The sequence below is a fragment of the Streptomyces triticirhizae genome (assembly GCF_003696235.1).
In the GTDB taxonomy this organism is placed as follows: Bacteria; Actinomycetota; Actinomycetes; order Streptomycetales; family Streptomycetaceae; genus Streptomyces; species Streptomyces triticirhizae.
Window position 1 is genome coordinate 1 of sequence record NZ_RFFJ01000072.1, and the last position, 26,000, is coordinate 26,000.

Annotated in this window: 21 protein-coding genes and 2 pseudogenes; 17 read left to right on the forward strand and 6 right to left on the reverse strand. The window is 74.3% G+C overall.

The genetic code is table 11. The annotated features are described in order from the left end of the window. Nucleotides 1-39: 39 nt before the first annotated feature. The 8 genes from EBN88_RS14680 to EBN88_RS14710 all read left to right on the forward strand — a co-directional run bounded on the left by EBN88_RS14680 (nt 40) and on the right by EBN88_RS14710 (nt 9,817). Entirely contained in the window at nt 40-1,785 is a 1,746-nt protein-coding gene (locus EBN88_RS14680) for a lipopolysaccharide biosynthesis protein (protein WP_122184323.1), read from the forward strand. A 226-nt stretch (nt 1,786-2,011) separates the two neighbouring features. Next, nucleotides 2,012-3,229: an MATE family efflux transporter gene (locus EBN88_RS14685; protein ID WP_233580676.1), complete on the forward strand. Its 1,218-nt coding sequence runs from the start codon at nt 2,012-2,014 to the stop codon at nt 3,227-3,229. Between the two features lie 119 nt (nt 3,230-3,348). Next, the gene (locus tag EBN88_RS30570) at nt 3,349-3,513 is read left to right on the forward strand and encodes a hypothetical protein (protein ID WP_158621378.1); all 165 of its coding nucleotides are present in this window, start codon (nt 3,349-3,351) and stop codon (nt 3,511-3,513) included. A 140-nt stretch (nt 3,514-3,653) separates the two neighbouring features. Beyond that, nucleotides 3,654-4,781, forward strand: coding sequence for a DUF6531 domain-containing protein (locus EBN88_RS14690; protein ID WP_122184324.1), 1,128 nt, complete (start codon nt 3,654-3,656; stop codon nt 4,779-4,781). 2,353 nt (nt 4,782-7,134) lie between these two features. Beyond that, nucleotides 7,135-7,842: an RHS repeat domain-containing protein gene (locus EBN88_RS32725; RefSeq protein ID WP_407703411.1), complete on the forward strand. Its 708-nt coding sequence runs from the start codon at nt 7,135-7,137 to the stop codon at nt 7,840-7,842. 19 nt (nt 7,843-7,861) lie between these two features. Beyond that, nucleotides 7,862-8,434, forward strand: a complete 573-nt coding sequence (locus EBN88_RS14700; RefSeq protein ID WP_122184326.1) for a hypothetical protein — start codon at nt 7,862-7,864, stop codon at nt 8,432-8,434. Between the two features lie 87 nt (nt 8,435-8,521). Beyond that, nucleotides 8,522-8,716: a hypothetical protein gene (locus EBN88_RS14705; RefSeq protein WP_122184327.1), complete on the forward strand. Its 195-nt coding sequence runs from the start codon at nt 8,522-8,524 to the stop codon at nt 8,714-8,716. A 30-nt stretch (nt 8,717-8,746) separates the two neighbouring features. After that, nucleotides 8,747-9,817, forward strand: coding sequence for a serine/threonine-protein kinase (locus EBN88_RS14710; RefSeq protein WP_122184328.1), 1,071 nt, complete (start codon nt 8,747-8,749; stop codon nt 9,815-9,817). Here the strand turns inward: EBN88_RS14710 and EBN88_RS14715 are convergent. Beyond that, nucleotides 9,790-11,634, reverse strand: coding sequence for a bifunctional serine/threonine-protein kinase/glutamate ABC transporter substrate-binding protein (locus tag EBN88_RS14715; protein WP_122184329.1), 1,845 nt, complete (start codon nt 11,632-11,634; stop codon nt 9,790-9,792). The two genes, EBN88_RS14710 and EBN88_RS14715, sit on opposite strands and share 28 nt — an antisense overlap. Before the next feature lie 667 nt (nt 11,635-12,301). Between EBN88_RS14715 and EBN88_RS14720 the strand changes: the two genes are divergently transcribed. Continuing rightward, the gene (locus EBN88_RS14720) at nt 12,302-13,279 is read left to right on the forward strand and encodes an aminoglycoside phosphotransferase family protein (protein WP_122184341.1); all 978 of its coding nucleotides are present in this window, start codon (nt 12,302-12,304) and stop codon (nt 13,277-13,279) included. 74 nt (nt 13,280-13,353) lie between these two features. Next, complete coding sequence (locus EBN88_RS14725; RefSeq protein ID WP_122184330.1) at nt 13,354-13,629, forward strand: DNA-binding protein; 276 nt, start codon at nt 13,354-13,356, stop codon at nt 13,627-13,629. Nucleotides 13,630-13,695: 66 nt separating this feature from the next. Here the strand turns inward: EBN88_RS14725 and EBN88_RS14730 are convergent, their stop codons facing one another. The 3 genes from EBN88_RS14730 to EBN88_RS14740 all read right to left on the reverse strand — a co-directional run bounded on the left by EBN88_RS14730 (nt 13,696) and on the right by EBN88_RS14740 (nt 16,749). Then, on the reverse strand, nt 13,696-14,211 hold the full coding sequence (locus EBN88_RS14730; RefSeq protein WP_325052754.1) for an O-methyltransferase: 516 nt from the start codon (nt 14,209-14,211) through the stop codon (nt 13,696-13,698). A gap of 144 nt (nt 14,212-14,355) precedes the next feature. After that, nucleotides 14,356-15,264, reverse strand: coding sequence for an ATP-grasp domain-containing protein (locus EBN88_RS14735; RefSeq protein ID WP_122184331.1), 909 nt, complete (start codon nt 15,262-15,264; stop codon nt 14,356-14,358). A 39-nt stretch (nt 15,265-15,303) separates the two neighbouring features. Continuing rightward, complete coding sequence (locus tag EBN88_RS14740) at nt 15,304-16,749, reverse strand: hypothetical protein (protein ID WP_122184332.1); 1,446 nt, start codon at nt 16,747-16,749, stop codon at nt 15,304-15,306. A 681-nt stretch (nt 16,750-17,430) separates the two neighbouring features. Between EBN88_RS14740 and EBN88_RS32730 the strand changes: the two are divergent. The 4 genes and pseudogenes from EBN88_RS32730 to EBN88_RS14760 all read left to right on the forward strand — a co-directional run. Next, nucleotides 17,431-17,589 (forward strand): annotated as a pseudogene (locus EBN88_RS32730) (DapH/DapD/GlmU-related protein); the annotation flags it as partial. A 1,240-nt stretch (nt 17,590-18,829) separates the two neighbouring features. Next, nucleotides 18,830-20,620, forward strand: a complete 1,791-nt coding sequence (locus EBN88_RS14750) for a serine hydrolase domain-containing protein (RefSeq protein ID WP_122184333.1) — start codon at nt 18,830-18,832, stop codon at nt 20,618-20,620. 35 nt (nt 20,621-20,655) lie between these two features. Beyond that, nucleotides 20,656-21,339 carry a response regulator transcription factor gene (locus tag EBN88_RS14755; RefSeq protein WP_122184334.1) on the forward strand — a complete coding sequence of 228 codons (684 nt, stop codon included), beginning with the start codon at nt 20,656-20,658 and terminating at the stop codon, nt 21,337-21,339. Beyond that, nucleotides 21,336-22,421, forward strand: coding sequence for a HAMP domain-containing sensor histidine kinase (locus EBN88_RS14760; RefSeq protein ID WP_122184335.1), 1,086 nt, complete (start codon nt 21,336-21,338; stop codon nt 22,419-22,421). Before EBN88_RS14755 ends, EBN88_RS14760 begins: the two co-directional genes overlap by 4 nt. Before the next feature lie 84 nt (nt 22,422-22,505). Here EBN88_RS14760 and EBN88_RS14765 read toward each other — a convergent pair whose 3' ends face one another. Continuing rightward, nucleotides 22,506-22,883, reverse strand: a complete 378-nt coding sequence (locus EBN88_RS14765; protein WP_325052755.1) for a winged helix-turn-helix transcriptional regulator — start codon at nt 22,881-22,883, stop codon at nt 22,506-22,508. 71 nt (nt 22,884-22,954) lie between these two features. Between EBN88_RS14765 and EBN88_RS14770 the strand changes: the two genes are divergently transcribed. Further along, the gene (locus EBN88_RS14770) at nt 22,955-23,776 is read left to right on the forward strand and encodes an NAD(P)H-binding protein (protein WP_233580677.1); all 822 of its coding nucleotides are present in this window, start codon (nt 22,955-22,957) and stop codon (nt 23,774-23,776) included. Nucleotides 23,777-23,893: 117 nt separating this feature from the next. After that, the gene (locus EBN88_RS14775) at nt 23,894-24,592 is read left to right on the forward strand and encodes a DsbA family oxidoreductase (RefSeq protein ID WP_122184338.1); all 699 of its coding nucleotides are present in this window, start codon (nt 23,894-23,896) and stop codon (nt 24,590-24,592) included. 175 nt (nt 24,593-24,767) lie between these two features. On the opposite strand, the gene EBN88_RS14780 is transcribed toward EBN88_RS14775, so the two are convergent. Then, nucleotides 24,768-25,349 (reverse strand): CGNR zinc finger domain-containing protein, encoded by a 582-nt coding sequence (locus EBN88_RS14780; protein ID WP_122184339.1) that lies wholly within the window; start codon nt 25,347-25,349, stop codon nt 24,768-24,770. Nucleotides 25,350-25,429: 80 nt separating this feature from the next. On the opposite strand from EBN88_RS14780, the pseudogene EBN88_RS14785 reads away from it, so the two are divergent. Further along, a pseudogene (locus EBN88_RS14785) lies at nt 25,430-26,000 on the forward strand (MFS transporter); the annotation flags it as partial.

Sequence of the window (26,000 nt, forward strand, 5' to 3'; positions counted from 1 at the left end):
CGCCGCGCGCCCGGCGCTTCCGCCCCGGGGAGCGCCGGCGTGAGCGCGGTCGCGGGCGCGGAGCGCGCCGCCCAGCCGCAGCAGCCCTGGGACGAACCCGACCTGCTGCGCGACCAGTTCCGCCAACTGCTGCGCTACCGAGCCCTGATCATCTGCGGCATCCTCATCGGCCTGGCCGGCGGCGCCTGGCTGGGCCTGGCCGCCAACGAGAGCTACGTCGCCACCAGCGAGGTCAGCCTGCGCACCCCCACCACCGACCCGTTCGCCGGCACCGCCGCCATGGACCGGGTCGCCATGGGCTCCGAACGCCGCACCGCCGTCAGCGACATCGTCGCCGAGCGCGCCGGCCAGACCCTCGGCACCGCCGAGAGCCTGGGCCGCCTCAAACGCGGCCTGGCCGTCACCAACCCGCCCAACACCCAGGTGCTGCGGTTCGCCTACACCGCGAACGACCCCGAGGTCGCGGCCCAGCGCGCCAACGCGTTCGTCACCGCCTACCTCGCCAACCGGCAGGCCGACGCGGACGAGACCATCGCCCAGAACGTCGCATCCCTTGAGGGCCAGCGCGAGCCGCTGCTGGAGCGCCGCGACCAGCTCCAGACCGAGGTCGACACCCTCGTCGAGGGCACCGCCGCCTACGACCTGGCCGTCGCCGACCTCTCCCAGGTCGTCGGCCAGATCGCCGAACTCAACTCCGACATCAGCGCGTTGCGCGCCCTGGACACCACCGGCGGCCGGGTCATCACCGAGGCCACCCCGCCCACCTCGCCGGCGGGGCCCGGGCTGCCGCTGCTGCTCGGCCTGGGCTACGTCGTCGGCATCGGCCTGGGGCTGTTGGCCGCCTGGGTGCGGCTGGTCTTCGACCCCACCGTCCGCACGGCGGGCGACGTCACCCGCGCGCTGCGCGCGCCGGTGCTCGGCGTGCTGCCGCGCGCCGGGCGCGTTCCCGACCAACTTCTCGCCGAGGGCCGGCTCGCGGAGGAGTACCGTTCCATCGCGTTCCGCCTCGCCTACGACGAGACCTTCGCCCAGCGCCGCAGGCTGCTGGTCGTCGCCCCGCGCGGCGGCATCGAGACCCCGCTGGCCGCCGCCGTCAACATCACCGCGGCGTTCGCCGAGATGGGCATGAACGCCCTCCTCGTCGAGGCCGACCTGCGCACCCCCACCCTCATCGAGCAGCTGCGGCACGCCGACGGCGTCCGCCCCGGCTGGGCCCGCACCCCGGGCCGCGCCGAGGGCGGCGGCTGGCCGGCCGGGATGCGCGTCCCGATAGACGCGGGGGAGTCCGGCATCTTCGACCTGGTCCCGGGCCGCCGGGTGCGCAACGTGCCGCGCGCCCTGACCTCCCCGGCCGCCACCGAACTCCTGGGCCACGCCGACGCCCGGGGCTCGGTCGTCGTGGTGCTCGCCCCGCCCGTCCTCTCCTACGCGGACGCCATCGCGTTGATCGACCGCGTGGACGGCGTGCTGGTGGTCTGCGACCCCGGCGAGGTGCGCCGCGAGGACCTCGCCCGGGTCCGTGAACTCGTCGTCGGCGCCGGCGGGTTGCTGCTGGGCGCCGTGCTCCACTCCTGGGGCAACGGCTCCGAGCACACCCGTGGCCGGACCGAGACGCCGCGCGACGCGCCGACCGCCGCGCCCGCCCCACGGGCCGCGCCCGGGGGCCCCACGGGCGCCCGCCGCAGCCCGGCCCCCGACCGGGGCGAGGGCAACTCCGAGACCATGGGCCTGCGCGTGCTCAACCCCGCCGAACTGGAGGACGGCAGCAACGACCCCCGCCCCTGACCCCGCCCCGACCCACCATCCCGCACCGACCCACCCACGGCGCGCGCCGCCCGGCCGCGCCGGCGCGCACCACCCCGTGCGCCATCCCACGCACCCCGGCGCGCACCCCGATCGCCCGCAACCACCCACTGACCCCCGCAGTGAGCAGAGAAAACACCCAGTGAGCAGAGAAAACGGCGCCTCGCCCCGCCCGGCCGGCCCCGCCGAACCCCCGACACCCCCGACCGTGAAGAGCCCTCGCACCTCCCTCGCCTCCCTGGCCGCCGTCGCCGACCAGGGCGTCGCCGCCCTCACCAACATCGCCGTGGTGATCGTCGCCGCCCGCCAGTCGACGGCCGACGACTTCGCCTCCTTCGCCGTCGTCTACACCGTCTTCGCCGTCCTCCTCGGCGCCACCGGTGCCTACGTCGGCCAGCCCCTGGTGCTCCGCCGGGGCGCCAACTTCACCCTCAACCGCCACTGTTGGGACGCCGCGACGTTCACCCTCGCCGGCTCGGCCGCCCTCGGCGCGGCCCTGGCGCTGGCCACCTTCGCCCTCCCCGGCGGAACCGCCGCCGGACTGGCCGCCCTCGGCCTGGTCCTGCCGATCGTCCTCACCCAGGACGTGCTCCGCTACGCCTGCTCGCTGCTGGGCATACCCCAACTCGCCCTGACCGTCGACACGTTGCGGCTGGCGGTCGTCGTTCCTGTGCTCGCCGCCCAGCCACACGGCTCGGGGCCGGGACAACTCGTCCTCGCCTGGGGCCTGTCGGCGCTGCCCGCGCTGCTGCTGGCCGCCGGGCTGCTCGCCTGGCGCACGCGCGAGGTGCGCGGCATCCGCCCCGCCCGGCTGCTCGGCCACCGCCACCTCGGGCGGCGCTTCGTCGTCGAGTTCGGCGTCGGCAACGCCGCGTCCCAACTCGCCATCATCGGCCTGGGGTTGATAGCCAACCCGCTGGCCGTCGGCGCGCTGCGCGGCGCCAGCACGCTCTTCGGCCCGCTCAACGTGCTCTTCAACGCCGCCACCGGCTTCGGCCCGCCGCTCCTCAACGCCCGCCCCGGCGCCCACCGTCAGGCCCGCGCCGCCCTCGCCGCCGGCGCCACCCTGGCCGTCACGGCGCTGGTGTGGGCCACGGTCCTCACCGTTCTCCCCGACACCATGGGCCGCGAACTCCTCGGCGCCACCTGGGACTCGGCGTCCGAGATCCTCACCGCCACCGGCGGCCAGTACGCGTTCATGGCCCTGGGCACCTGCGCGCTGCTCCTGCTGCGGGTGCTGACCCCGCGCGCGACCCTGCCCATCCAGCTGGTCTTCTCCGCGTTCTCGGTGGTCGCCCTGCTCGTCGGCTACGCCACCGGCGGCATCCTCGGCGCGGCCTGGGGCCTGGCCATCGGCTCCGCCGCGAAGGCGGCGGCGGCCTGGCTCCGCGCGGCGCTGGAACTCCGCACGGTGGTGCGGAGTTGAGTGAGACTGGGCGAAACTGAGCGAAGAGGTGTGCCGGCGCTCATGCAACCGTCCGCAGGTCTGGTGCGTGGCAGTCAATGTCCAGAGACATCAGCGGGGACGGGGCGAGGAGGAGAACGATGGCGCGTCCGAGTGACTGGTCGCCGGTGGATATGGATCGGGACCCGACGCCGGGGGACCCGGACGAGGTGCGGGATCTGGCCGATGATCTTCAGGAGTTCGCCGATGATGTGAGCGAGGCGTTGGGGAAGATCCGTGGTCTGGCGTCGGAGCGTGCTGTGTAGGACTGGGCGGGTCTGTCGGCGGACGCGTTCCGTTCCGAGTTCGAGGGCGTGCCGGACAATCTGACGAGCTGGAAGACAGTTACTCCCTGTGCTCGCAGGCGCTGAACGCCTATTGGCCGAAGCTCCAGACGGCGCAGGGGATGGCGGACCGGGCGTTGGACCGGGCGATCTCCGCGCAGGCGGATCTGGCGTCGGCACAGGCGGCGTTGGGGGACGCGCAGGACTGGGTGGGGCGGGCCGGGGATGAGGCCGAGCGGCTTCAGCGGGAGGGGGAACGGGAGAACGTCGAGCCGCCGGACGAGGCGGATGTCCGCGCGGCCGCCCGCGACCGGCAGGCGGCGGAGGCGGCCGCCGGCGCGGCGCGGGCCCGCGTCGCCGACGCCGAGGAACGCCTCGCCGCCGCCCGTCAACTCGCCCTCGACGCACAGGAGATGCGGGAGGAGGCGGCCCGAATCTGTGCGCAGGGCATCGAGGAGGCTTCCGATGCCGGCATTCAGAACCGCAAGTGGTGGGAGAAGGCGATCAAGTGGGTGACCGACAACTGGGACACCCTTGTCGAGGTCTGCAAGGTGATCGTCGCCGTCCTGGGCGTCGTGGTGATGATCATCGGCGGCCCCCTGGCCTGGGTCGTTCTGGCCGCCGCGCTGGTCGTGCTGGCCGACACGTTGATCAAGTACGCGAAGGGTGAGGCGGGATCGCTCGATGTCGCGTTCGCGGCATTGGACTGCATTCCGGGCATGAAGGGCCTGACGACCCTGGGCGGGTTGGCCCGCGGACTCCGGGGCGCGGCCTCGACGGGTCTGCGGGGTCTGCGGCAGGGCGCGTTGCGGCTGGGCCGGCGCACCCGGGGCGATGGCATCCCGATGAACGGGCGCAACGCCTGCGGTGACCCGGTCGATGTGGCCACCGGCGAGCTGTTGATGTCGGCGGTGGATGTCGACCTTCCCGGTGTGCTGCCGCTGGTGGTCGAACGCCACCACATCTCCACCTACCGGGCGGGGCGTTGGTTCGGCTCGTCCTGGGCGTCCACCCTCGACCAGCGCCTGGTCCTCGACGAGCACGGCGCCAGATTCTTCACCGCCGACGGGATGACGCTGCTCTACCCGCGTCCCCTTCCCGACGAGCCGGTTCTTCCCGTCGAGGGACCGCGTTGGCCGCTGTCCTGGGACGGGCAGCCCGAGGCGCCGATGAGCGTCCATCAGCGGGAAACCGGACACCTCTCCACTTCGCGCCCGTGGAGGGCCGCTCCGGCGGTGAGCTGCCCCTGATCGCGATCACCGATCGCAACAACAACCGCATTCAACTCGCCTACGACAACCGGCGCCCCCACCGACATCCACCACTCGGGCGGCTACCACCTCGGCATCGCCACCGAGAACAACCGCGTCACCGCGCTGACGCTCCTCAACGACCCTGACCAGCCCACCCTGCTGACCTACGGCTACGACACCGCCGGGCTGCTGGCCGAGATCACCAACTCCTCGGGGCTGCCACTGAGGTTCTCCTACGACGAGCACGCCCGGATGTCCCGCTGGGAGGACCGTAACGGCTACTGGTACTCCTACGCCTACGACGAGCAGGGCCGCTGCGTCTACACCACCGGCACCGACCGCGCGCTGGAGTACCGCTACGCCTATGACGCGGGCAACCACCGCACGGTCGTCACCGACTCCCTGGGCCACGACACGGTCTACCAGTTCAACGAATCGTTCCAACTGATCGCCCAGACCGACCCGTTGGGCCACACCACCACCCACACCTGGGACCGCTACGACCGCACCCTGACCGTCACCGACCCCCTCGGCCACACCACCCGCTACGAATACGACGACCACGGCGACGTCACCGTCATCGTTCGCCCCGACGGGTTGAGCACGCGCCTGGAACACAACGAACTGGGCTTGGTCACGGAGGTCACTCAACCGGATGGAACGGTCTGGCGCCAGTCCTTCGACGGGCGGGGTAACCCCACCGTCCTCGTCGACCCCGTCGGGCACCGCACCCGCACCACCTACGACGAGCGTGGCGGACCGAGCGGCATCACCGAGGCGGACGGAACCACCACGCGGATCGAGTGCGACGGGGCAGGACTGCCGATCGCCCTTGTCGCGCCCCAGGACGTGGCGGTCCGCTATGCCCAGGACGCCTTCGGGCGGGTCACCCGCGTCCGTGACGCGTCCGGCGGCGAGACGGAGTTGACCTGGTCGCCAGAGGGGCACCTGCTGCGGCGCGTCGGACCAGCCGGTGACATCCGCGCCTGGACCTTCGACGCCGAGGGGAACTGCCAGACCGTCGTCGACGAGAACGGGGCGACCACCACCATCGAGTACGGCGCCTTCGACCTGCCCGTCCGCCGGGTCGGTCCCGACGGTGCGGCATACCGCTTCGTGCGCGACACCGAGTTGCGGATCAGCGAGGTCATCGATCCACAGGGGCGGGTGTGGCACTACGAGTACGACGCGGCGGGACGCCTGACATCCCAGACGGACTTCGACGGCCGGACCACCCGCTACCGCACCGACGCGGCCGGCCGGGTGGTCGCGTGGGCCAACGCGACCGGACAGTCAGTCCGTTTCCGGCACGACGTCCTGGGGCGAGTCGTCGAGCGCACCACGTCGGACGGTGTCCACACCCGGTTCGTCCGTGACCCGCTGGGGCGCCTCCTGACGGCCGAGACCCCGGACGCCGCGCTGAGCCGCAGCTACGACGCCGCCGGTCGGTGGCTCACGGAGACGGTCAACGGTCGTACTCTCACCGTGACGCGCGACGCCCGGGGAGAGATCCTTGAACGAGTCACCCCCTCGGGCGTGGAGAGCCGGTGGACCCACGTGGACGGTGCGCCGGCCGAACTGACCGTGGCGGGTCGCACCCTCACCTTCGAACGGTCGGCGGACGGGCTGGTCCGAACCCTGAAGGTGGGCGACCAGTGCGCTGTCGTGCGGCGTTGGGATGTCGCCGGACGCGTCACTGACCAGACCGTCACGGGACGCGAGCGGCGGGAGGTCTGGCACCGCTCGTTCGCCTACCGCGCGGACCACCATCCGGTCGAGATCTCCGGATCGGTGGGCACCACCCGCCTCACGCTGGACGAGGGCGGGCGGGTCACCCGGGTTGACGGCCCCGGAGCGGACGAGCGGTACACCTACGGAGACAACGGTGACCTGGTCGAGGCCCGGTGGGAGGCCGTGCCGGAGGCCGAAGGAACACCGGGCCACGTCGAGCGGCGCCCGGTCGGGGCCCGCCGAACCCGTTGCGAACGGGACGCCGCAGGGCGCGTGGTGGAGCGCCGTCGCACGACGCTCTCGGGAACGTCGAAGGTCTGGCGTTACGTCTGGGACGCCGACGACAGGTTGGTGTCCGTCACCACCCCGGAGGGCACGCACTGGCGTTACGGCTATGACGCCCTGGGGCGACGTGTGTGTAAGGAGCGCCTGGCCGCCGATGATCCCCATGTCGCCGTTGAGCGGACGGACTTCACCTGGCAGGACAGCCAGCTCGTTGAGCAGACCACCCACCGCCCCGACGCGACGGCGACCAGCCTCACCTGGGAGTACGAGGGGACGACCCCCCTGGTTCAGGTCGAGGGGCCCCCGGACCGAGGTCGACCGGCGCTTCTACGCCATGGTCCCCGACCTGGTCGGCGCGCCCGTCCTGCTGGTGGACGAACGAGGCGCACCCGCCTGGGAGTCGCGATCCACGGTGTGGGGCGTGCCCCTGTCTTCAAGGCCGTACCCGACGACGACGCCCCTCCGCTTCCCGGGGCAGTACGCGGACGACGAGACGGAGTGGCACTACAACTACCAGCGTCACTACGATCCGGAGACCGCCGCCTACGTCACCCAGGACCCGTTGGGCTTGGTCCCCGCGGACAACCCCGGGGCGTACGTCCCGAACCCCATGATCGGATCGGACCCGCTCGGCCTGGCACCGCACGATGGGACCACAGCGGGTTTCCGGCGGCAGACCAGTCACCCGGGCAGCCAGCGGATGCATGTGGACCCGAACGGCGACGTCACGATCACCGGTCAGCAGCAGCTCTACGTCAACCTCAGCGGGGACATCGCCCACACGCTCAACTTCCGGGGCGGCGTGGGCGAGATCGTGTCCTTCCGGGTGCGGAACGACTTCCTGGAACAGGTGCGCAGGACGGCGGTTCCACAGCAGAACCCGGGTGGTTTCACTCGTGCCGAATGGCGGGAGATGAAGCGGATCTGCCCGGAGATCTCCGATCCGACGAGGGGAGCCGACCTCTACGGGCTGCCCGGCAGTATGCTGGACGACTTCCAGAACGCCATCATTCCCGGCTCTGGAAGCGTCACCAGAAGCTGAGCTGAAGAGGACGACGAGCGTGGTCGAGGTGAGTGCGAGGGCGCTGGCCGCCGAGCGGGACCGGCTGGTGCGCACACCGGAGAACGTCTCCTCGCCGCCGGAGTTGGCGTGTCTCACCGTCCGGCCCGCAGTGGCCGCCGCCGACTACGAGCGTCGCCTGCGGGAGGTGCTGGCCCCGACGTTGACCCTCGCGGCCACCGCGGACTTCGAGGCCGAGGAGCTGCCGACGGAGGACATCCCGGGCTGGTTTCGGGCCGTGTCGACGGGTGGGGAAGTGCCCGATGAGGCACCCGAGTTCGCGCTCGCCGGGCGGGCGCGGTACCAGGCGCATCCCGGCACGGACGGGCCCTGGGAGCTGACGGACTGGCTGTCCCGTTTCGAGCCCGGGTTCGGGATGCGTGGGTGGGCGTGGTGGGACCTCACCGGCCCGCCCGGCGGGCATGTCCTGCGGATCTGGGTGGACTCCGGCACCGAGTCCTGGTTCGCCCACCTCGACCTGCTCTGGCTCGCGTACACCGCCGGCGCCTCCACGGTCGAGCCGCCCCGGCTGGTGGAGTGCGACGCCTGGGCGGCCGAGCGGGGATCGCGCTGAGACCGCGATCCCGCGAAGGCGGCGGTCCGGCTCCGCGCGGCGCTGGAACTCCGCAGCCTCTGGGGCGCGTTCCACCTCGTCGACCGGATGCGCCGGGCCGGCGGCGGGGACGCCGGGCCGGTCGTCGCGCTCGTCGGCGACGCCGGAGAGCCGTACCGGGACACCTACTACGACGACGCGTGGACCGAGGCCAGGGGCTGGCGGCTGGCCGAACTCCTCGCCCGGGCCGAGTCCTTCACGCGCGGCGACGGTTGGCGGCCCGCCACCCCGCCCCAACGATGAACGGACCCCCTTCATGAATGGACCGCCTTCGTGAACGGCCGCGAAGCCCGCCTGACCGCCCACGCCGCCGTCGCCACCTCCCTCGCGCTGTGCGGGGGCCGGGAACTGCGCGAACGGGTCGACGGCGCCCAGCCGTTGGGCACCGGCATCGGCGGGACCTCGGCGCTGCTCGACATCGAGGGGACGCCCGTCTTCGTCAAACAGGTGCGCCTCACCGACCTCGAACGGCGGCCGGAGAACGTCCACTCCACGGCGAACCTGTTCGCGCTGCCGGCGTTCTGCCACTACGGCATCGGCACCGTCGGCAGCCCGGGCCTCGGCGCCTGGCGGGAGTTGGCCGTGCACGTCATGACGACGAACTGGGTGCTCGCGGGGGAACACGAGGGCTTCCCGCTGACCCACCACTGGCGGGTGTTGCCGGCCGAGCCCCGGCCGCTGCCCGAGGAACTGGCCGACGTGGAACGGGCGGTGGCCTACTGGGGCGGCGGAACGGAGATCCGCCGCCGGATCGAGGCGCTCCGGGACTCCTCCGCGCGCCTCGTCCTGTTCCTGGAGTACCTCCCGGCGACGCTGCACCACTGGCTGGACAAACGGATCGCCGCCGGCGGGGCGGAGGCCGAACGGGCCTGCGCCATGGTGGAACGCGAGCTGGATTCCGGGATCTCGTTCATGAACGCCCAGGGGCTGCTGCACCTCGACGCCCACTTCGAGAACATCCTGACCGACGGGCGGCGGCTCTACTTCGCCGACTTCGGGCTCGCGCTCTCCTCCCGCTTCCAACTCGCCCCGGACGAGGCCGACTTCCTGCACCGGCACCTCAGCTACGACCGCCGCTATGCCGCCACCTACCTGGTGAACTGGCTGTCCGTCGCCCTCTACGGGCATCCGCCCGAGGAACGGGCCGCGTTCGTACGCGCCTGTGCGAGGGGAGACGTACCGGAGAACGTCTCCGCTGGCGTGGCGGCGCTCCTCGCCCGACACGCGCCGGTCGCCGAGGTGATGGGGGAGTTCTTCCGCCGGTTCCGGCGGGAGAGCCGGGCGACGCCCCTTCCCCCGGAGAACGTCTCCGGCACTCACAGCTCCGGCGGGCTCGGGTCGTAGTCGGCCACGCCGGTGAGATGGGCCCGAAGGGCCGCCTCCCACGAACCGTCCTCGATCATCCGGGACAGCGCCGCGTTGATCTCGTCGCGCAGCTCCGTCTCGCCCTCGGGAATGCCGATTCCGTACTCGTAGTCCGTGCTCAGCCCGAGGCCGGCGAGGCGGTAGCCGCCCGGGCTCTCCGCGCTGGTGGCGTAGCTGACCAGCAGGGCGTCGTCGTTGGTCAGGGCGTCCACCCGGCCCTCGTCGAGGGCGGTGAAGCACTCGCTCCAGGTGGCGGCCTCCTCCAGGCGGACGCCGGGCGCCAGACCGTCCCGCACGTTCAGCGCCGAGGTGCTGCCGGTGACCGAGCACAGCGTGAGGTCGTTGATCGCGGCGACGTCGGCCACCTCGTCCTCCGCGCGGATCAACAGGTCCTGGTGGGCGGTGAGATAGGGGCCGGCGAAGTCGACGACGGCCTCCCGGTCCTCGGTGATGGTGTAGGTGGCCACGACGAGGTCCACCTCGTTCCGCAGCAGCAGGTTCTCCCGCTCGGCGGCGGGAGCCTCGACCCAGTCGATGTCGTCCTCGTCGAAGCCCAACTCGGCGGCGACATAGCGGGCGACCTCCACCTCGAAGCCGCTCAGCTCACCGTTGACGTCCTGGACGCCCAGGCCGGGCTGATCGAACTTCACACCGATGGTCAACCGCTCGCCCCCCGCGCCGCTCCCGCCCGTGCCGTTCCCGCCCGCACCGTCGCTCTCACCGGCGGTCTCGCCGCCGATCTCGCCCTCGTCCGGCGACTCGGCGGGCGACTCGACCGGGGACTCGCCGGCCGCCCCGCCGTTCCCGCCGTTCCCGCTCTCGCCGTCCGGGAGCAGCCACAGCAGCAGCGCCACCGTGAGGCCGCCGGCCGCCAGGCCGCCCACCGCCAGCAGGGGCGCGCGCCGGCGGCGCGTTGCGGGCGGGTGCGCCGGGGGCGGCGGGGGCGCGGGCGCCGCGCTTTCGAGCAGCCGCCGATAGGGCGGGTATTCGGCGAGCGCGAACGAGACCGCGCAACGCCGAACGATCTCCGCCGGGTCGGGGCGGTCGCCCGGCTCGCGCGCCACGCAGCCGCGTATCAGCTCGGCGAGGCGAGGCTCGACGCCCTCGACGTCGACCTCCCCGTGCACCACGCGGTAGCTGACCACCGGCCACTCGCCCGCGCCGTACGGCGGGCGGCCCGTCGCGGCGGCGGCCATCGTCGCGCCGAGCGCGAACACGTCGGCTGCCGGCCCCGCCGGACCGCCCAGCAGCACCTCGGGCGCGGTGTAGCCGACGGTGCCGGGCGTCTGGCCGGTGTGGGTCAACACGGTGTGCTCGGCCGCCCTGGCGATCCCGAAGTCGATCAGCTGCGGGCCGCCGGGGGACAGGATGACGTTGTGCGGCTTGACGTCGCGATGGACCACGCCATGCGCGTGCACGGCGGCCAGCGCCTCCGCGAGGGCCGCGAACAGGCCGACACACAGGGCCGGTTCGAGCGGCGTGCCGCGCGAGGCGCGCAGCAGGGTGGGGCCCGGGACGAACTCCGTGGCCAGCCAGTGCGGCGGCGCGTCCAGCGAGGCGGCGACCAGACGGGCGGTGTAGGGGCTGCGCACCGCGCGCACGGTGGCCGCCTCGCGGCGGAACCTGGCGAGGACACCGCTGTCCTCCGCGATGTCCTCGCGGATCACCTTGATCGCGACCTGCATCCCACCCGGCGAACGCCCCAGGTACACCCGCCCCATCCCGCCGCTGCCCAACCGCGCGAGCAGCGTGAACTCACCCAGCCGCCGGGGGTCTTGATCGCTCAGTGGCTCCACGGCACCACTCTGACAGACGCCGCCGACAACGGCACGGTCACGTCGCGATCGCGGGGCCGGGGCCGGGGCAGGGGCAGGGCGGGCCGGGGCGGAGGCGCGGGCGTCGGCCGAGCGGGATCGGCCCGTTCAACAACTGGTGTGCGACGTTCTGGATGGGTTGGCGCGTCTCTATAGGTGAGGGCGGCTCGGCGAGGGGGACACCGGGGCTCCTCTCGCAGATCGGACCGGGGCGGCCGACGGTCGGGTTGTGAGGGGAAGGCGTTGTGATCGTGACGATGAAAGGGGGTGATCCGCTGGGAGATCGGGGGCCGTTCGGCCGCTGCCAGGGCGAGCCGCCGTCGCCGCAAGGTGCGGTGCCGCGTTCGGCGAGACTCGAAGGGGGTGGGTCGACGTTGTCGTCATACGAGGAGCAGACGGTCTATGGCGCGGTGGATCGGCTGGAGGTGGACGGGTGGAGCCATCCGCCCGTGGCGGGCTGGGAGTCGGCCGCCGGCGCCGACACGGCCACCCCCGACGTTTCCGATGGGGTGGGCCACATCGGTGGGTGGCCGCCGAGGAGTTGGCGATCGGGGACGAGCCGGGGTTCGATGAGGATGCCCTGCCGCGAGACGCCCGGGGACCGGGCGCCGCGCCCCGGCACGTCGACCCGACCACCCGAGGTGTCCGCATGAGCCGCCCCCGTCCGCCCATCGAGGTGCCCGCCGCCCTGGCCGCCGCGCATGTCACGCACTTCGGCGCCGTCGGCCGCGCCTGGACCGCCGGGCTGCCGGCGCTCGCCGAACGGCTCCTGGAACGGTGGGCGTTGACGCCGGACGGCCCGGCGGACAGCGGGGCCGTCGCGCTGGTGCTCCCGGTGCGGCGCGCCGACGGCACGGCCGCCGTGCTGAAGCTCCAGCCCGTCGACGAGGAGACCGGCGGCGAACCCGCCGCCCTGCGCGCCTGGCGCGGCGAGGGCGCGGTGCGGCTCCTGGAACACGACCCCGAGACCGGCACGATGCTCCTCGAACGCCTCGACGCCACCCGTTCGTTGGCGATCGTGCCCGACGCCGACGAGGCGCTTCGGCTGCTCACCGAACGCCTCGCCCAGCTCACCGCCACCCCCGCCCCGCCCGGGCTGCGCCGCCTCGCCGACATCGCCGCCGACCTGCTGCGCCGCGCCCCCGCCGCACGCGAGCGGGCCGGCGACCCTGCGGTGCGCTCGCTGCTCGACCACTGCGCGGGCGCGCTCGCCGAGGTGCTGCCGGACGGCGCGGGCGATCGGCTGCTCCACTGGGACCTGCACTACGGCAACGTCCTGGCCCCGCTCCCCGACGGCGACCGACGCGCCGACTGGTTGGCGATCGACCCCAAGCCACTGGCCGGAGACCCGGCGTTCGAGCTGCTGCCCGCGCTTCACAACCGGTGGGAGGAGGTGACGGCCGGCGACGACGCGGCGCGCGGGGTGCTGCGCCGCTTCGATCTGATGACGGACATCCTCGACCTGGACCGCGACCGCGCCGTCGCCTGGACGCAGGCCCGCATCCTCCAGAACCTGCTCTGGGAGATCGAGAGTGGCCACGACGGACAGTCCTCGCACGCCGCCCCGGACCGCCGCGTCGCCGAGGTGCTGCGGGACCGTCCGCGCCGACGAGTCGCCCCGCGATGACCGTCCCCCGCGATGACCGGCCGCGCCGATGACCGCCCCCCACGACGAGTCGCCCCGCGACGCATCGCGCCGCGATGAGTGCGCCGCGCGGCCAACGGCCCGATTTGCGGGCGGAGATCGAGCGCCGCCTGCGGCTCCTGCTCGCCGACCCCGGCAGTGCGGCCACCTCCGCCGACTGGGCGCTGGCGGAGATGGAGGGAAACGCGCCGGAGTTGGCGGATGACGCCGTGTGGACCGCGCTGGACCGCCTGGCCGGCGCGGACCTGCCGGCCGCGCCGGCGACCCCGCTCCACGGAAGCGCCGACCACGAGGCGTGGCTGGCCGAGTTCCTGGACCGGTCACGCTCCTGAACGGTTGCGGCTCGGCGGAGGGCACAGGGCCCGACCGCCGGCCCGACGCCGGCGCCCCGCCGGCGTTCACGTGCTCGGGAGGCGGGTGCCGACGATCACGGCGAGGTCGGGGGCCAGCCGCAGTTCGGCGGCGCGGAGTTCCGGATGGGCAAGCCAGTGCACTCGGGCCGCGTCCGGCGCCCCGTTGAACCGGGGCGGCCAGGTCGTGGCCGGGGTGAAGTCGTCGATCACCACCGTCCCACCGGGCGTCAGCAGCCGCGCGGGATCGGCGGCGCTCTCGCCGGGGGCCGGCCTTTCGCCTCCGTCATCCGCCTCACCGTCGCCCTTCGCCTGGCCCCCGCCGTCGAGCACCAGCAGGTCGTACGGGCCCCGTTCCTCGACGCGCCGCCAGTCGCCGTACAGGATCTCGACCCGCTCGTGGTCCCGGAAGACGTCCCGGGCGACGCTGGCCCGCCCCCGGTCCCGTTCCACGCTGGTCAGCCGGGTGCCCGAGGGCGCGCCCGAGGCCAGCCAGGCGAGGCCGACGCCACAGCCGGTCCCGGTCCCGGTCTCGCCGATGGCGGCCGGCGCGCCCGCCGCCAACGGCCGGAGCGGGCGGCCCTGTCCGGGCGCCGGCAGGAGAACGCGAAGCCGTTCGCGCGGGCCGCGTCGAGGGCCCGCCGGACCAGCGGCGGCAGCGCGTCACCAGTTCCGTGGGCCTGGGTTCCGCGCAGGGCCATCCGGCCCTCAATCCGCCGTGGCGAGGAGGGCGGAGAGGTCCTCCGGTGCGACGGCGGGGTGGCGGTCGCTGACCTGCGCGTCGCCGACCTCGATCACGCGCCAGACGCCGTCGCTGCGCAGCGCCACATCCGTGGTGACAAACGGACAGCCCAACGTCCGTACAGAAGACCCCAGTTGGTCCAGCACCGAGGCCGGGACGGCGGGAACGGAGACGTCGTCCGCATCCGGGTGGGGCGTGAACAGGCGCGGCTCGCCGTCCCGCCACCAGACCCGGACTTCGGGGCCGGTGAACGTCTCGAACGCCCGCAACACCACCCCGCCGGCAAGGAACTCGCCCTGCAAAGCGACCAGTTCGGCCACCACTCGGCGCAGCCCCGCCGAATCCCGCAGGTCGGGGACGTAGCAGGCGGTGTCCCACTCGTGCTTGCGGGACTTGACCCAGTCCTTGACGATGCCCGGGCCGGAGGGCAACTCGGCGGCCAGCCGCGTCAGTTCCGCCTCGGCCGGCACCTCCCCCGGCGTGCACGCCAGCCAGCGGCTCGCGGGCGTGCGGGCCGCGAACGCCCCGTACCAGCCGGGGAGTTGGTGCGCGGAGCGGTACTGGTCCGGCGTGGTCAGCAGCCCCGCGCCGCGTGCCGCCAGCGCCGCGTCCAGCGCGGCGTAGTCGTCGACCGGAATCATCCATCCCCGGTAACGGGCGGCCCCCAGCCCGCGCGGCACGCGGGCGACGGCCCCGGCCGCGTCGCCGGCCAGCAGCGCGTCGTGGTCGATCAGCGCGACCGTGCCGCCGCGTTCCCGCACCGCGCGGGCCTCGGCGGCGAAGTGCCCGTCCGTTCGGCGGGGGTTGAGCGGATCGCACGGGAACAGCACCTGGGGCGGCTGGCTCGGTCGCGGCACCTGGGTCTCCTCGGTCATGCCGCCCAGCCTAGGAAACCGGCCAGGAGTGCGGACCGCTCACCGCAGCTCGGACCGGCGGGTGGGGCGGAAGGTGGTGACCAGCGCCAGGCACAGCAGCGCGATGCCGATGCGGCCGGACGCCTGGAGCAGCGAGCCGCGCAGCAGGATGAAGCTGTAGCCGGCGAGCACCGGCACCACCACGGCCAGCACGTTCCCCGGCGACGGGTCGTCCACGGTGCGCCGCACATAGCGGCGGTCGGTGCGGGCCGCCAGGTAGCCGATCGCGGCGAAGCCGGCCGTCATCCCCAACGGACCGAAGTCCAGCCACAGTTCGGCCCACAGCGGGGAGGAGAGGTTGGCGCTGTCGGTGCCCATCCAGCCGCCGACCAGGAAGCCGGTGTCCTCCGGCTTGTCGCTCCACATGCCGCGCGGCACGAAGAACAGTGCGGCGCCCGCGAGTTGCTCGCCGTAGGAGTGCCCGTGGCCGTCGGCGGCGAAGGTGACGGTGTTGGCGAACATGTTCAGCTGGTCGTAGTCCTTGACCACCAGCGGCTCCAGAACGGAGTCGGTCTCCAGCGGCCGCCGCGTGTCCTCGTCGTAGCGGAACCGGTCGGTGAACGGAAAGACCAGCAGCGCCACGGCCAGTCCCACCGCCAGCGCGGCCCGGTACATCACCGGGCTGCGCGGGAAGATGGTGAACAGCAGCGCGAAGAGCACCGTGAGGAACCAGTAACGCGGGTTGGAGATGGGGTTGTTGACGATCGCGTTGACCACCAGCAGCCCGGCCCACGGCAGCACCACGGCCGGCCGGCGCCGCGCCGCGCGCGAGGTGACCAGCCAGCGGGTCAGGAAGAGCAACGCCAGCATCGCCGGCACGGTTCCGAAGCCGCGCAGCAGCGCGCTGCCCGCCTCCCCGCCGCCGTCCGCCCCTTCGGCCGGCGCGCCCGTCGCCTCGGCGAGGCTGGCGCTGATCTCCTGACGGCTCGTGAAGAACACCCCAGGGCCCCCGAGTTGGACGATCAGCAGGCCGCTGGCCACATAAGCGAGCAGCACCAGCAGCGCCAGTCGCCCCCGGTGCACGCTGGCGGGTCGGCCCCGTTCCCTGCCCAGTGGGCGCAGCCGCGCCAGCAGCGCGCCCACGTCGAAGGCGACCATGCCGCAGAGCACCAGAGCGGTCGCCAGCTGGGTGTCCTCGCGCGGGCCGAGCACGGGCGTCGGGTCGCGGCCCAACACACTCTGCGCCAGCGGCGCGATGCCCATCGCGAGATAGCCGAAGAGCCAGAACGCGCCCTGAATCAGCCGCCGTCGGCCGGACAGCACCATCGCGCACAGCCGCACCCCGGCGTAGCAGGCCACCACCAGCTGGAGCCAGAACGTCGTGTCCCGCAGCCCGGTGCCCGGCTGGGCGGCGACGGCCAGCGGCAGCGCGACCACCACGGTGGCGATCAACGGGACCGACAGCGGCCGGGAGAGCACGGCCCGGCGCGGCACCTCGATCGCCACCCGTTCTCCCCTCGGCCGGCGGGCCTCCCGCGACGAAGGGCCAGTCTAGGCGGGCGGCCTCTCCGGAACGCGCCGTTCCGGCGGCGGTGCCGGCGGCCGGCGGAACGGCCGGGTGTGGACGGGAGCGAACGGGCGGGGGACGATGCGGTCGGAAGCACCGCCCAGCGCAGAGGTTCGTTCACCGCCATGTCACCGCACCATCCCGCCCCGGCCGAAGCGAACACCGACCACCGCGACCAGCCCGCCCCCACCGACCAGGTTCGCGAGCCCGACCGCCCCGACGACCCGCGCCTGCTGGACTACAACGCCTGGCTGTTCTGGGAACGGGCCGACGAGGAGCGGCGGACAGCCCAACGAGCCCGGCAGCGCGCCGTGTTGGCCACGACTGACCCGGCCGGCGACAGCGCGATCGGGGACCGCACCTTCCTCTCCGAGCTGGCGATGGTCCAGCCGACCGCACTCCGGCTGGGCGCCCGCTGCTATGTCGCGGCCCACGCCTACCTCACCGGCACGGTCACGGCGGGCGACGACTGCACGCTCAACCCGTTCGCCGTGGTGCGCGGCACGGTCACCCTGGGCAACGGGGTGCGGATCGGCGCCCACGCCTCTATCCTCGGGTTCAACCACGGGATGGCGCCCGACCGGCCGGTCTTCCGCCAGCCGACCAGCGAGCGCGGCATCGTCGTCGGCGACGACGTGTGGATCGGCTCCCACGCCGTCCTGCTCGACGGCGTCACCGTCGGCGCGCACGCGGTGATCGGCGCTGGCGCCGTGGTCACCCGCGACGTCCCGGAGTGGGCGGTGGTCGGCGGCAACCCGGCACGGGTGATCCGCGACCGGCGCGCGCCCGGCCGGTCGCGTCGCGACGAGCGGGCCGAACTCGGCGCCCGGCTCGGGGAGTTCGCCGAGCGGGCCCGCGAGCAGACCGACGCCGTGGTGGCCCGCGTCTGGGAGCCGGACGCGGTGGCGCCGGACGGCACCCCCACCGGCCGCTACCTGGACGCCCCCGACGCGCCGCCCACCCTGCGGGCGCACGCCGACGCCGTGGAGATCCTCGCCCTGCTCCACGGCCGGGCCCCCGCGCAGCTGCCGGCCGCCGAACACGTCCGGCGGCTGCGCCAGGGGCAGGACCCGGCGACCGGCCTGACCGCGGGCCTGAGCGGAACGGGCCGGCACGGCCCGGCCCCCGCCGGCTTCGGCGCCGACGGCAACGCCGACTACCACGTGCTGAGCCTGGGCTACGCGCTGGATCTGCTGGGCTCCTCGTTCACCCACCCCGTGGGCGCGGTCGCCGGGCTCGACGCCGACGAACTCCGCCTCGTGCTCGCCGAGTTGCCCTGGCGGGAGGGAGGCTGGAGCGCGGGCGCCGGAGTGGACACGCTGGGCACGGCGCTCTACTGGAACCTGTCGCTCGACCCGGCGGGACCCGACCGCGCCCGAGGTCAACTCGACGTCCTCTTCGGCTGGTTGCTGACGCACTGCCGGCCGGGGACCGGGCTGTGGAGCGAGGAGCGGGCCGCCGACGGGCTGCTCCAGCCGGTCAACGGCTACTACCGGGCGGCGCGCGGCTCGTTCGCCCAGTTCGGGCTGCCGGTGCCCTATCCGGAGCGGGTGGTCGACACGGTGCTGCGGCACGCCGCCGATCCCCGCCACTTCGGTCCTGGGCGCACCACGGCCTGCAACGTTCTCGACGTGGCGCACCCGCTGTGGCTGGCCGCCCGGCAGGCGCCGAACCACCGGGCGGAGGAGGTCTCCGCCTGGGCCGCAGGCCAGTGCGGCCCGCTGTTGGAGCGCTGGGTGGACGGAGAGGGCTTCCCTTTCCGCCAGCCGCCGGTCGGCGGGCCGGCCGGGCGGGGAGACCGGCCGGGGCTCCAGGGCACCGAGATGTGGCTGGCCACCCTCTGGTACCTGGCCGATCTGGTGGGGGTCTCCGAATCCCTCGGCTACCGCCCGGCCGGCGTCCACCGCCCCGAACCGGCTGTCCAGCTTGACTAGTTGACGGCGCCCGACAACCGCACCCTCCGGCGGTCCCGCGCGTCCGTTCACCTCAGGTTCGCACCCCGCTTCCTACCGTCGCCCCATGGAACGACGCGAACGAAGTGAACGACGGGCATCACGGCAGGTGGGGAACGACCGGCGGCGGCGCTGGACGGGGGTGACGGCGACGGCAACGGCCGGCGTGCTGGCGGCGGTTGGGGCGGCACTGGCCGGGTGCTCCGCGACGGCGGACTCCGACGACACGGCCGCCGGCGGCCAGCCCGCCGGCGGGCCGAACGCCGCCAGCTGCCCGCCGGCGCTGGACGCCGCGCTCGGCGCCTGGGCCGACGCCGGCTTCAGCGGCGGCGTCGCCGTGCTGGACGGCGGCACGCCGGAGTGCCTCTCCGCCTACGGGACGGCCGACCGGGAGCGGGACCAACCCGTCACCGTGGACACGGTCTTCGCCCTCGGCTCGGTGAGCAAGGCGTTCACCGCCGCCGCCGTGCTCGACCTCGCCGACGCCGGCGCGCTCGCCCTGGACGACCAGGCCGGCGCGCTGCTACCCGGCCTCGAAGGGCCGGCCGCCGCCGTCACCGTCGAACAACTCCTCCTCCACACCGGCGGGTTGACCGGCCATGTCGGCGAGGACCACCGCCCGCTCACCCGCGCCGAGGCGATCGCCGCGCTCAACGCGGCCGAGCCCGCGTTCCCGCCCGGCACCGACTTCCGCTACAGCGACGCCAGTTACACCCTGCTGGCGCTGATCGTCGACGAACGGTCCGAGCGCGGCCACCGCGCCCATCTCGCCGAGGAGATCCTGCCGCTGCCCGACGGCACCGTGGCCGGCGGCTTCTGGGACGGGGAGCCGGCCGCGCCGGGCCCGCGCGCCGTGGGCCACGGCGAGAACGGTCCGAGCGAGCAGCGCGGCGACTTCGCCGGCCCGCACTGGGCGCTCGCCGGCACCGGCGATCTGGCCGCGACGACCGGGCAGTTGGCGGCCTGGACGGACGCCCTGTTCACCGGCGAGCTGCTCTCGCCGGAGTCCACCGAACGGGTCGCCACGCCGGGTTTCGACCACGGCGACGGCCGCGCCGAGAGCCCGGGCTGGGTCGTCCTGGACGCCGAGGTCTTCGGCGCGCCGGTGCTGGCGGTCGCCGGCGGTGGCAGCGCGACTGGCCAGGACGTGGCCGTCGCCTGGCTGCCCGAGCGCGAACGCGCGGTGGCGATCGCCTCCAACACCCAGGAGATCACGGCCGAGGAGCTGCTGCGCGCGGTCGGCGAGGCGCTGCTCACCGGCGGGACGCCGCCCGCCCCCGAGCTGCCGGCCGCCGAAGTCGACCCGGCCGAGCTGGCCGCCGTCGCCGGCCGCTACCGGCTGCCGGACGGCGGAACGTTCGAGGTCGAGGCGGGCGAAAACGGCCTTGAGGTCACCCCGTTCGGCGCCGACGCGGTGGCCGCGCTCCACCCGCCGGGCGGCGGCTTCACCGCCGACGACCTGGCCGCGCACGAGCGGGGCGTGGCCGGCCTGCTGGCCGGGGAGACGCCCGAGGGGCGGGAGGAACTCGGTCTGCTGGAGGCGGAGTTGGGGTCGATCGGGGACGTGACCTTCGAGGGCACCGTGGTCGCCGGCGGGGAGGTGCGCACCTATGTGACGGTCGGCGGCGGCGACGCCACCCTCACCCTCTGGTACGCGCTGGACGAGGGCGGCGCCGTCGCGGGCGCCGAGGGGCCGGCGAGCCCGCCGTCGTTGACGCTGCTGCCCTCGACCGACGGCGGCTACCGCCCGGTCGACCCGGCCGGCGGGGCACCGGAGGTGACGGCGACCTTCGGGGACGGCACACTCGTCCTCGAAGGCCCCGGCGGCGCCTTCACCGCCACGGCCGTCCCCAACTGAACGGCCGGCCGGGAGGGTTGGGAGGGGCACACGCCATGCGCATCCTGTTGCTGGAGGACGACGAGGACCTGGCCGACCTGGTGGCCCTGGGCCTGCGGAACGCGTCCTACGCCGTTGACCGCGCCGCCACCCGCGCCGAGGCCGAGGAGCTGCTGGCCGCCACCGCCTACGACGTGGCCTGCCTGGACCTGGGGCTGCCCGACGGAGACGGCCTCGACCTGCTGCGCTCGCTCGGCGGGAACGAGGAAGGCGGCCCCCAACCGCGTCGGCCGGCCCGGGTGTTGCTGCTCACCGCGCGGGACGCGGTCGCCGACCGGGTCGCCGGACTGGACGCGGGCGCGGACGACTACCTGGTCAAGCCGTTCCACTTCGCCGAACTCCTGGCCCGCCTGCGGGCGTTGGCCCGTCGGTCGGACGAGCGCGGCGCCGTGCTGGGCATCGGCGACCTGACGCTCGATCAGGCAACGCACGTGGTGCGCCGCGCCGGCCGCGAAGTGCGGCTCACCGCACGGGAGTTCGCGCTGTTGCGCTACTTCCTGCACCGCCCCGGGGAGGTGCTGTCCGCCGAGGAGCTGCTGGAACACGTGTGGGACGCCAACGCGGACCCGTTCACCGGTTCGGTCCGGGTGATCCTCAGCCGGCTGCGCCGCAAGCTGGGCGAGCCACCGCTGATCCACACCGTGACCGGGGCGGGCTACCGGCTGCGGGAGGAGCCGTGAGGTGGTGGCGTTCGCTGCGGGTGCGGCTGGCCGTGCTGGGCTTCCTCGGCGGCTATGTGCCGGTGCTGCTCCTCTTCGGCGTGCTGCTGGTCACCGAAACGGAGAACGTCGAGCAGATCGACGGCGGGGTGAGCCGGATCGACGCCGGGTTCGACGCCGGGTCGGACGCCGGGTTCGACGGCGAGGCGGAGGGCGGCAGATCGCCCTGGGTCGCCTGGACGGTCGTGGCGCTCGGCCCGGCGGCGGCCGGCGTGGCCTGGTGGTGGGCCGGCCGCGTGGTGCGGCCCATCGAGGGCGTTCGGCGGGTCGCCGAGGAGATCGAGGAGAGCGACCTCAGCCGCCGCATCGCGCTGACGCGCGGCCCCGGCGAGATCGTGTCGCTGGCCGCCAGCTTCGACGCGATGCTGGGCCGCCTGGAGACGGCGGCCACCACCCAGCGCCGCCTCGTCGAGGAGACCAGCCACGAACTCCGCGTCCCCCTCTCGGTGTTGGTGACCAACGCCGAGGTGCTGCTGGCCCACCCGGACCCGGACCTCGATCTGCTGCGCCAGGGCCTGGCCCGCTCCCACCGCGCCGCCGAGCGGCTGGGCGCGGTCATCGACCAACTGCTGGTCGAGGCCAGGGGCCGGGCCAGGACCCTGGACCGGGCACCGGTCGACCTCGCCGCGCTGGTGCGCGGGGTCGTCGAGGACGCGTCGGTGCTGGCCGAGGCGCGCCGGATGGCGCTGTGGCTGGACGCGCCGGAGCGCGCGGTGTGCGCCGTGGACGGCCCCACGGTGCGGCGGGCGGTCGCCAACCTGGTGGACAACGCGCTCCGTTACGCCCTCGCCGGCACGCCCGTGCGGGTGGCCGTCGAGCTGACGGCCACCGAGGCGAGCGTGACCGTGACCGACCGGGGCCCCGGCGTTCCCGAGGAGCAGCGCGAGCGGATCTTCGAACGGTTCTGGCGCGGCCGGCCCGACACCGAGGGCAGCGGCCTGGGCCTGCCCATCGCCCACCAGGTCGCCCGGGCCCACGGCGGCCGGGTCACCGTCGCCGACGCGCACCCGGGCAGCACCTTCCGCCTGACGCTGCGCCGTTGACCGACGGGCCGCGCCGTTGCCGTCGGGCCGCGCCCGTGGATCGGCGGACCCGGCCGGACGGGCCTCAACGGGCGGCCAGGTGCCTCAACGGGCGGCGACCGGCGCCCCGGAGTCGTTCTCCGCTTCGCTCCCGGAGTCGGAGCCGTTCTCCGCTTCGCTTCCGCTCCCGCGGCGGTCGAGCAGCGCCGGCATCTCCCGTTCGATGTGGTCGATCAGGGCCAGCAGATGGTCCGCCGTGCTCTCGCCGAGCGGGGTCAGCGAGTAGTTGACCTTGGGCGGCATCACGGCCAGCACCTCGCGGGCCACGAAGCCGTCGCGCTCCAACGCCTGGAGGGTCTGGGCCAGCATCTTCTCGCTGACTCCGTCGATCCGGCGGCGCAGGTGGTTGAACCGGGCCGGTCCCTTCCTGCGCAGGCCCGCCATGACCAGCACGCCCCACCGTCCGGTCAGGTGCTCCAGCACCTCGCGGGACGGGCAGTCCCGGGCGAAGACATCAAAGGCCAGCCGGAGCCACCGGCGGGTTGGGGAACGGCGTGGTCCGCACCCTGCTGAGGCGCGGCGTCCCCGCCGGCGAGGTGGTCGCGGCGGTCCGCGATCCGGAGAAGGTCTCCGACCTGGGCGCCCTCGGGGTCGTCGTGCGGGAGGCCGACTACGACCGCCCGGAGACCCTGGGCCCGGCCCTCGATGGCGCGCACCGGGTGCTGCTGGTCTCCTCGGTCGGCCCCGACGACGTCCGGATCGCGCAGCACCGCGCCGTCGTCGACGCCGCCCGCGCCGCCGGCGTGGAACTGCTCGCCTACACCTCCGTCGTCAACGCCGACACCAACCCGCTGGGCCTGGCCGAGGCGCACCGCGCCACCGAGCGCGCCATCGCCGAGTCCGGCATCCCCTCGGTGCTGCTGCGCAACGGCTGGTACACGGAGAACTACCTCTGGTCGCTGCCCGGCGCCGTCGCCCGGGGCGAACTGCTCGGCGCGGCCGGCGACGGTCTCATCGCCTCGGCCGCACGCGCGGACTACGCGGAGGCCGCCGCGATCGTGCTGACCGGCGACGACCAGGCGGGCCGCGTCTACGAACTCACCGGCTCGACCGCCTGGACCCTGTCCGACCTGGCCGCCGAGGCGGCGAAGGTCTCCGGTCAGCCCGTGGTCTACCGTGACCTGCCGGGCGAGGAACTCGCCAGGGCGCTCGCGGCCGACGGGCTGCCGCCGGCGGCCGTCGACATCTTCGTGGACGCCGACCTCGGAGTCGCGGGCGGCGCGCTGGCCACCGTCACCCACGAACTGCCCACGCTGCTGGGGCGGCCCACGACGCCGCTCGCGGACAGCGTCGCCGAGGCCCTGCGCGCCGGCTGAACCCGACCACCCGACCCCACCATCCACCCACCATCCACCCCCACCCGCACGCGGGAGAGCACGATGAGCGAGACCGGAACAACGGAGACGGGCCGGCCGGCGGGCGCCGTTCCCGGGATGCGCGTCGAGATCTGGGGCGACATCGTCTGCCCCTGGTGCTATCTGGGCCTCGCCCGCTTCGAGAAGGCACTGGCCGCGTTCCCGCACCGGGAGCGGGTGGAGGTCGTGCACCGCTCCTTCGAACTCGACCCGAGCCGGGAGCCCGGCGTCGTCGAGCCCGTCGCCGAGACACTGGTCCGGCGGTTCGGCCCGCAGGCGGCCGAGATGGAGGGCCGGCTGGTCGCGCTCGCGGAGGCCGAGGGGCTGGCCTACCGCGGCGACCGCCTGGTGGGCAACACGCTGGACGCCCACCGGCTGCTCCAGCTGGCCAGGGAGCGCGGGCTCCAACGCCGGCTGTTGGACGCGCTGTACGCGGCGAACTTCGCCAGGGGCGAGGACCTCTTCGGCGCCGAGGCGCTGGTGCGCCTCGCCGGCGAGGCGGGCCTCGATCCGGCGGAGGCCCGCCGGGTCCTGGACGACCCGGCGGCCTACCGGGACGCCGTGCGCGAAGACCAGCGGGCCGCCGCCCAACTCGGCGCCAACGGCGTGCCGTTCTTCGTCCTCGACGGCCGCTTCGGCGTCTCGGGCGGCCAGCCGGCCGAGGTCTTCGCCGAGGCGCTGACCCGGGCGTGGGGCGACCGCCAGCCGTTGACGCCGCTCGGCGGAACGGAAGACACCGCCGACGGCGCCGTCTGCGGGCCCGAAGGCGCCTGCTGACGGCGGAGAGCCAGGCCGTGTCCGTAACGTCTCGCCGGGCCCGCGACGCCATACGCGGCACCTCGCCGAGTACCGAATCGCGCGAATGCGGCCAGGTATGAGCTGCGATCCGGTGCCTTGCGACGCACCGCGTCTGACGCCGCGGTCTGATCCGACGAGACTTTACGGACACGACCTAGCCGCCGTGGCGGCGGCGGTGGGCGGCGACCCGGGCGCGGTTGGCGCAGGCGGGGGAGCAGTGCCGGCGCGGGCTGCCCCGCCCCGGGGTGAGCAGGAACCGTTCACAGCCCGGCGCCGCGCACGTCGCCCAGGCCAACCCGCCCTGTTCGCTGAGGAGTTGAGCCAACGCGTGGGCGCTGGAGGCGAGGAGCCAGTCCGCCCAGGGCGCGTCGTCGCCACCGTCCACATGGAGGTGCCACGGCGTGCCGTCGTGGCGGGAGAGCCGGGGGCGGGCGCCGCACGCGGCGAGCAGCGCGTTGAGCGCCTCGGCGGCGCGGTCGGTGTCCGTCTCGGCCAGCACCTCGCCGATCCGGCCGGCGGCCGTGCGCAGCGCGGCGGCGTCGGCCTCGGTGAGGGCCGACGGGCCGACGTCCGCCGGGCGTTCGCCGTGCCGCACCAGCAGCTCGGCCAGCCGGGCGCGGGACAGGCTGGGGTCGGCGCGCACGGCGTTCGCCAACGCGACGGCGCGCAGTGCGGGTTGGTAGCCGGGCGTGCGAACGCCCGCGCCGGGCGGCTCTGTTCTGGACACGGCGCTCATTCTCCCTCTCGAATTCTCCCCCGCGAACCGGGTAATGTCTTTTCTATATAAGGCATTACGATCAGGGAGGGCCGGACCGGGTGAACGGACCGCTGGTGCGGTGTCTGGTCACGGCCTTCCTGGCTCGGGTGGCCGACGAGGGCATGGGCATCGCCGTGGTGCTGCTCGCGTTGGACCGCACCGGGGGCGCGGCCGAGGGGGCCTTTGTCGTCACGGCCTGGCTGCTGCCGCATGTGGTCACCGCGCCCCTGACCGGCGCGCTGATGGCGCGGGCGCGCCGGCCCGCGCTGCTGTGCGCGGGGGCGCTGGCCTGTTTCGCGCTGGCCATCGGGGGCCTGAGCGCTCTGGTCGGCCGGGCGCCCACCCCGTGGGTGCTGGCCGTCGCGCTCGCGGGCGGGGCCTGCGGCCCCATGGTCTCGGGCGGACTCTCCAGCGTGGTCGGCGCGTTGGCGAGCCGGACGACGAACGCCGCCCAGGCCGGCGCCGTCGAGGCCGCCGCCGTCGGCCGGGCCTACGCCTGGGACTCCGCCGGCTACAACGCGGCCTCGCTCGGCGGCCCGGCCCTGGTCGCGCTGGTGGCGGCCGCCGCCTCGCCGGCAACCGCCCTGGGGGCGCTGGCGCTTCTCGCCGCCTCGGCGGCGCCCCTGGCCG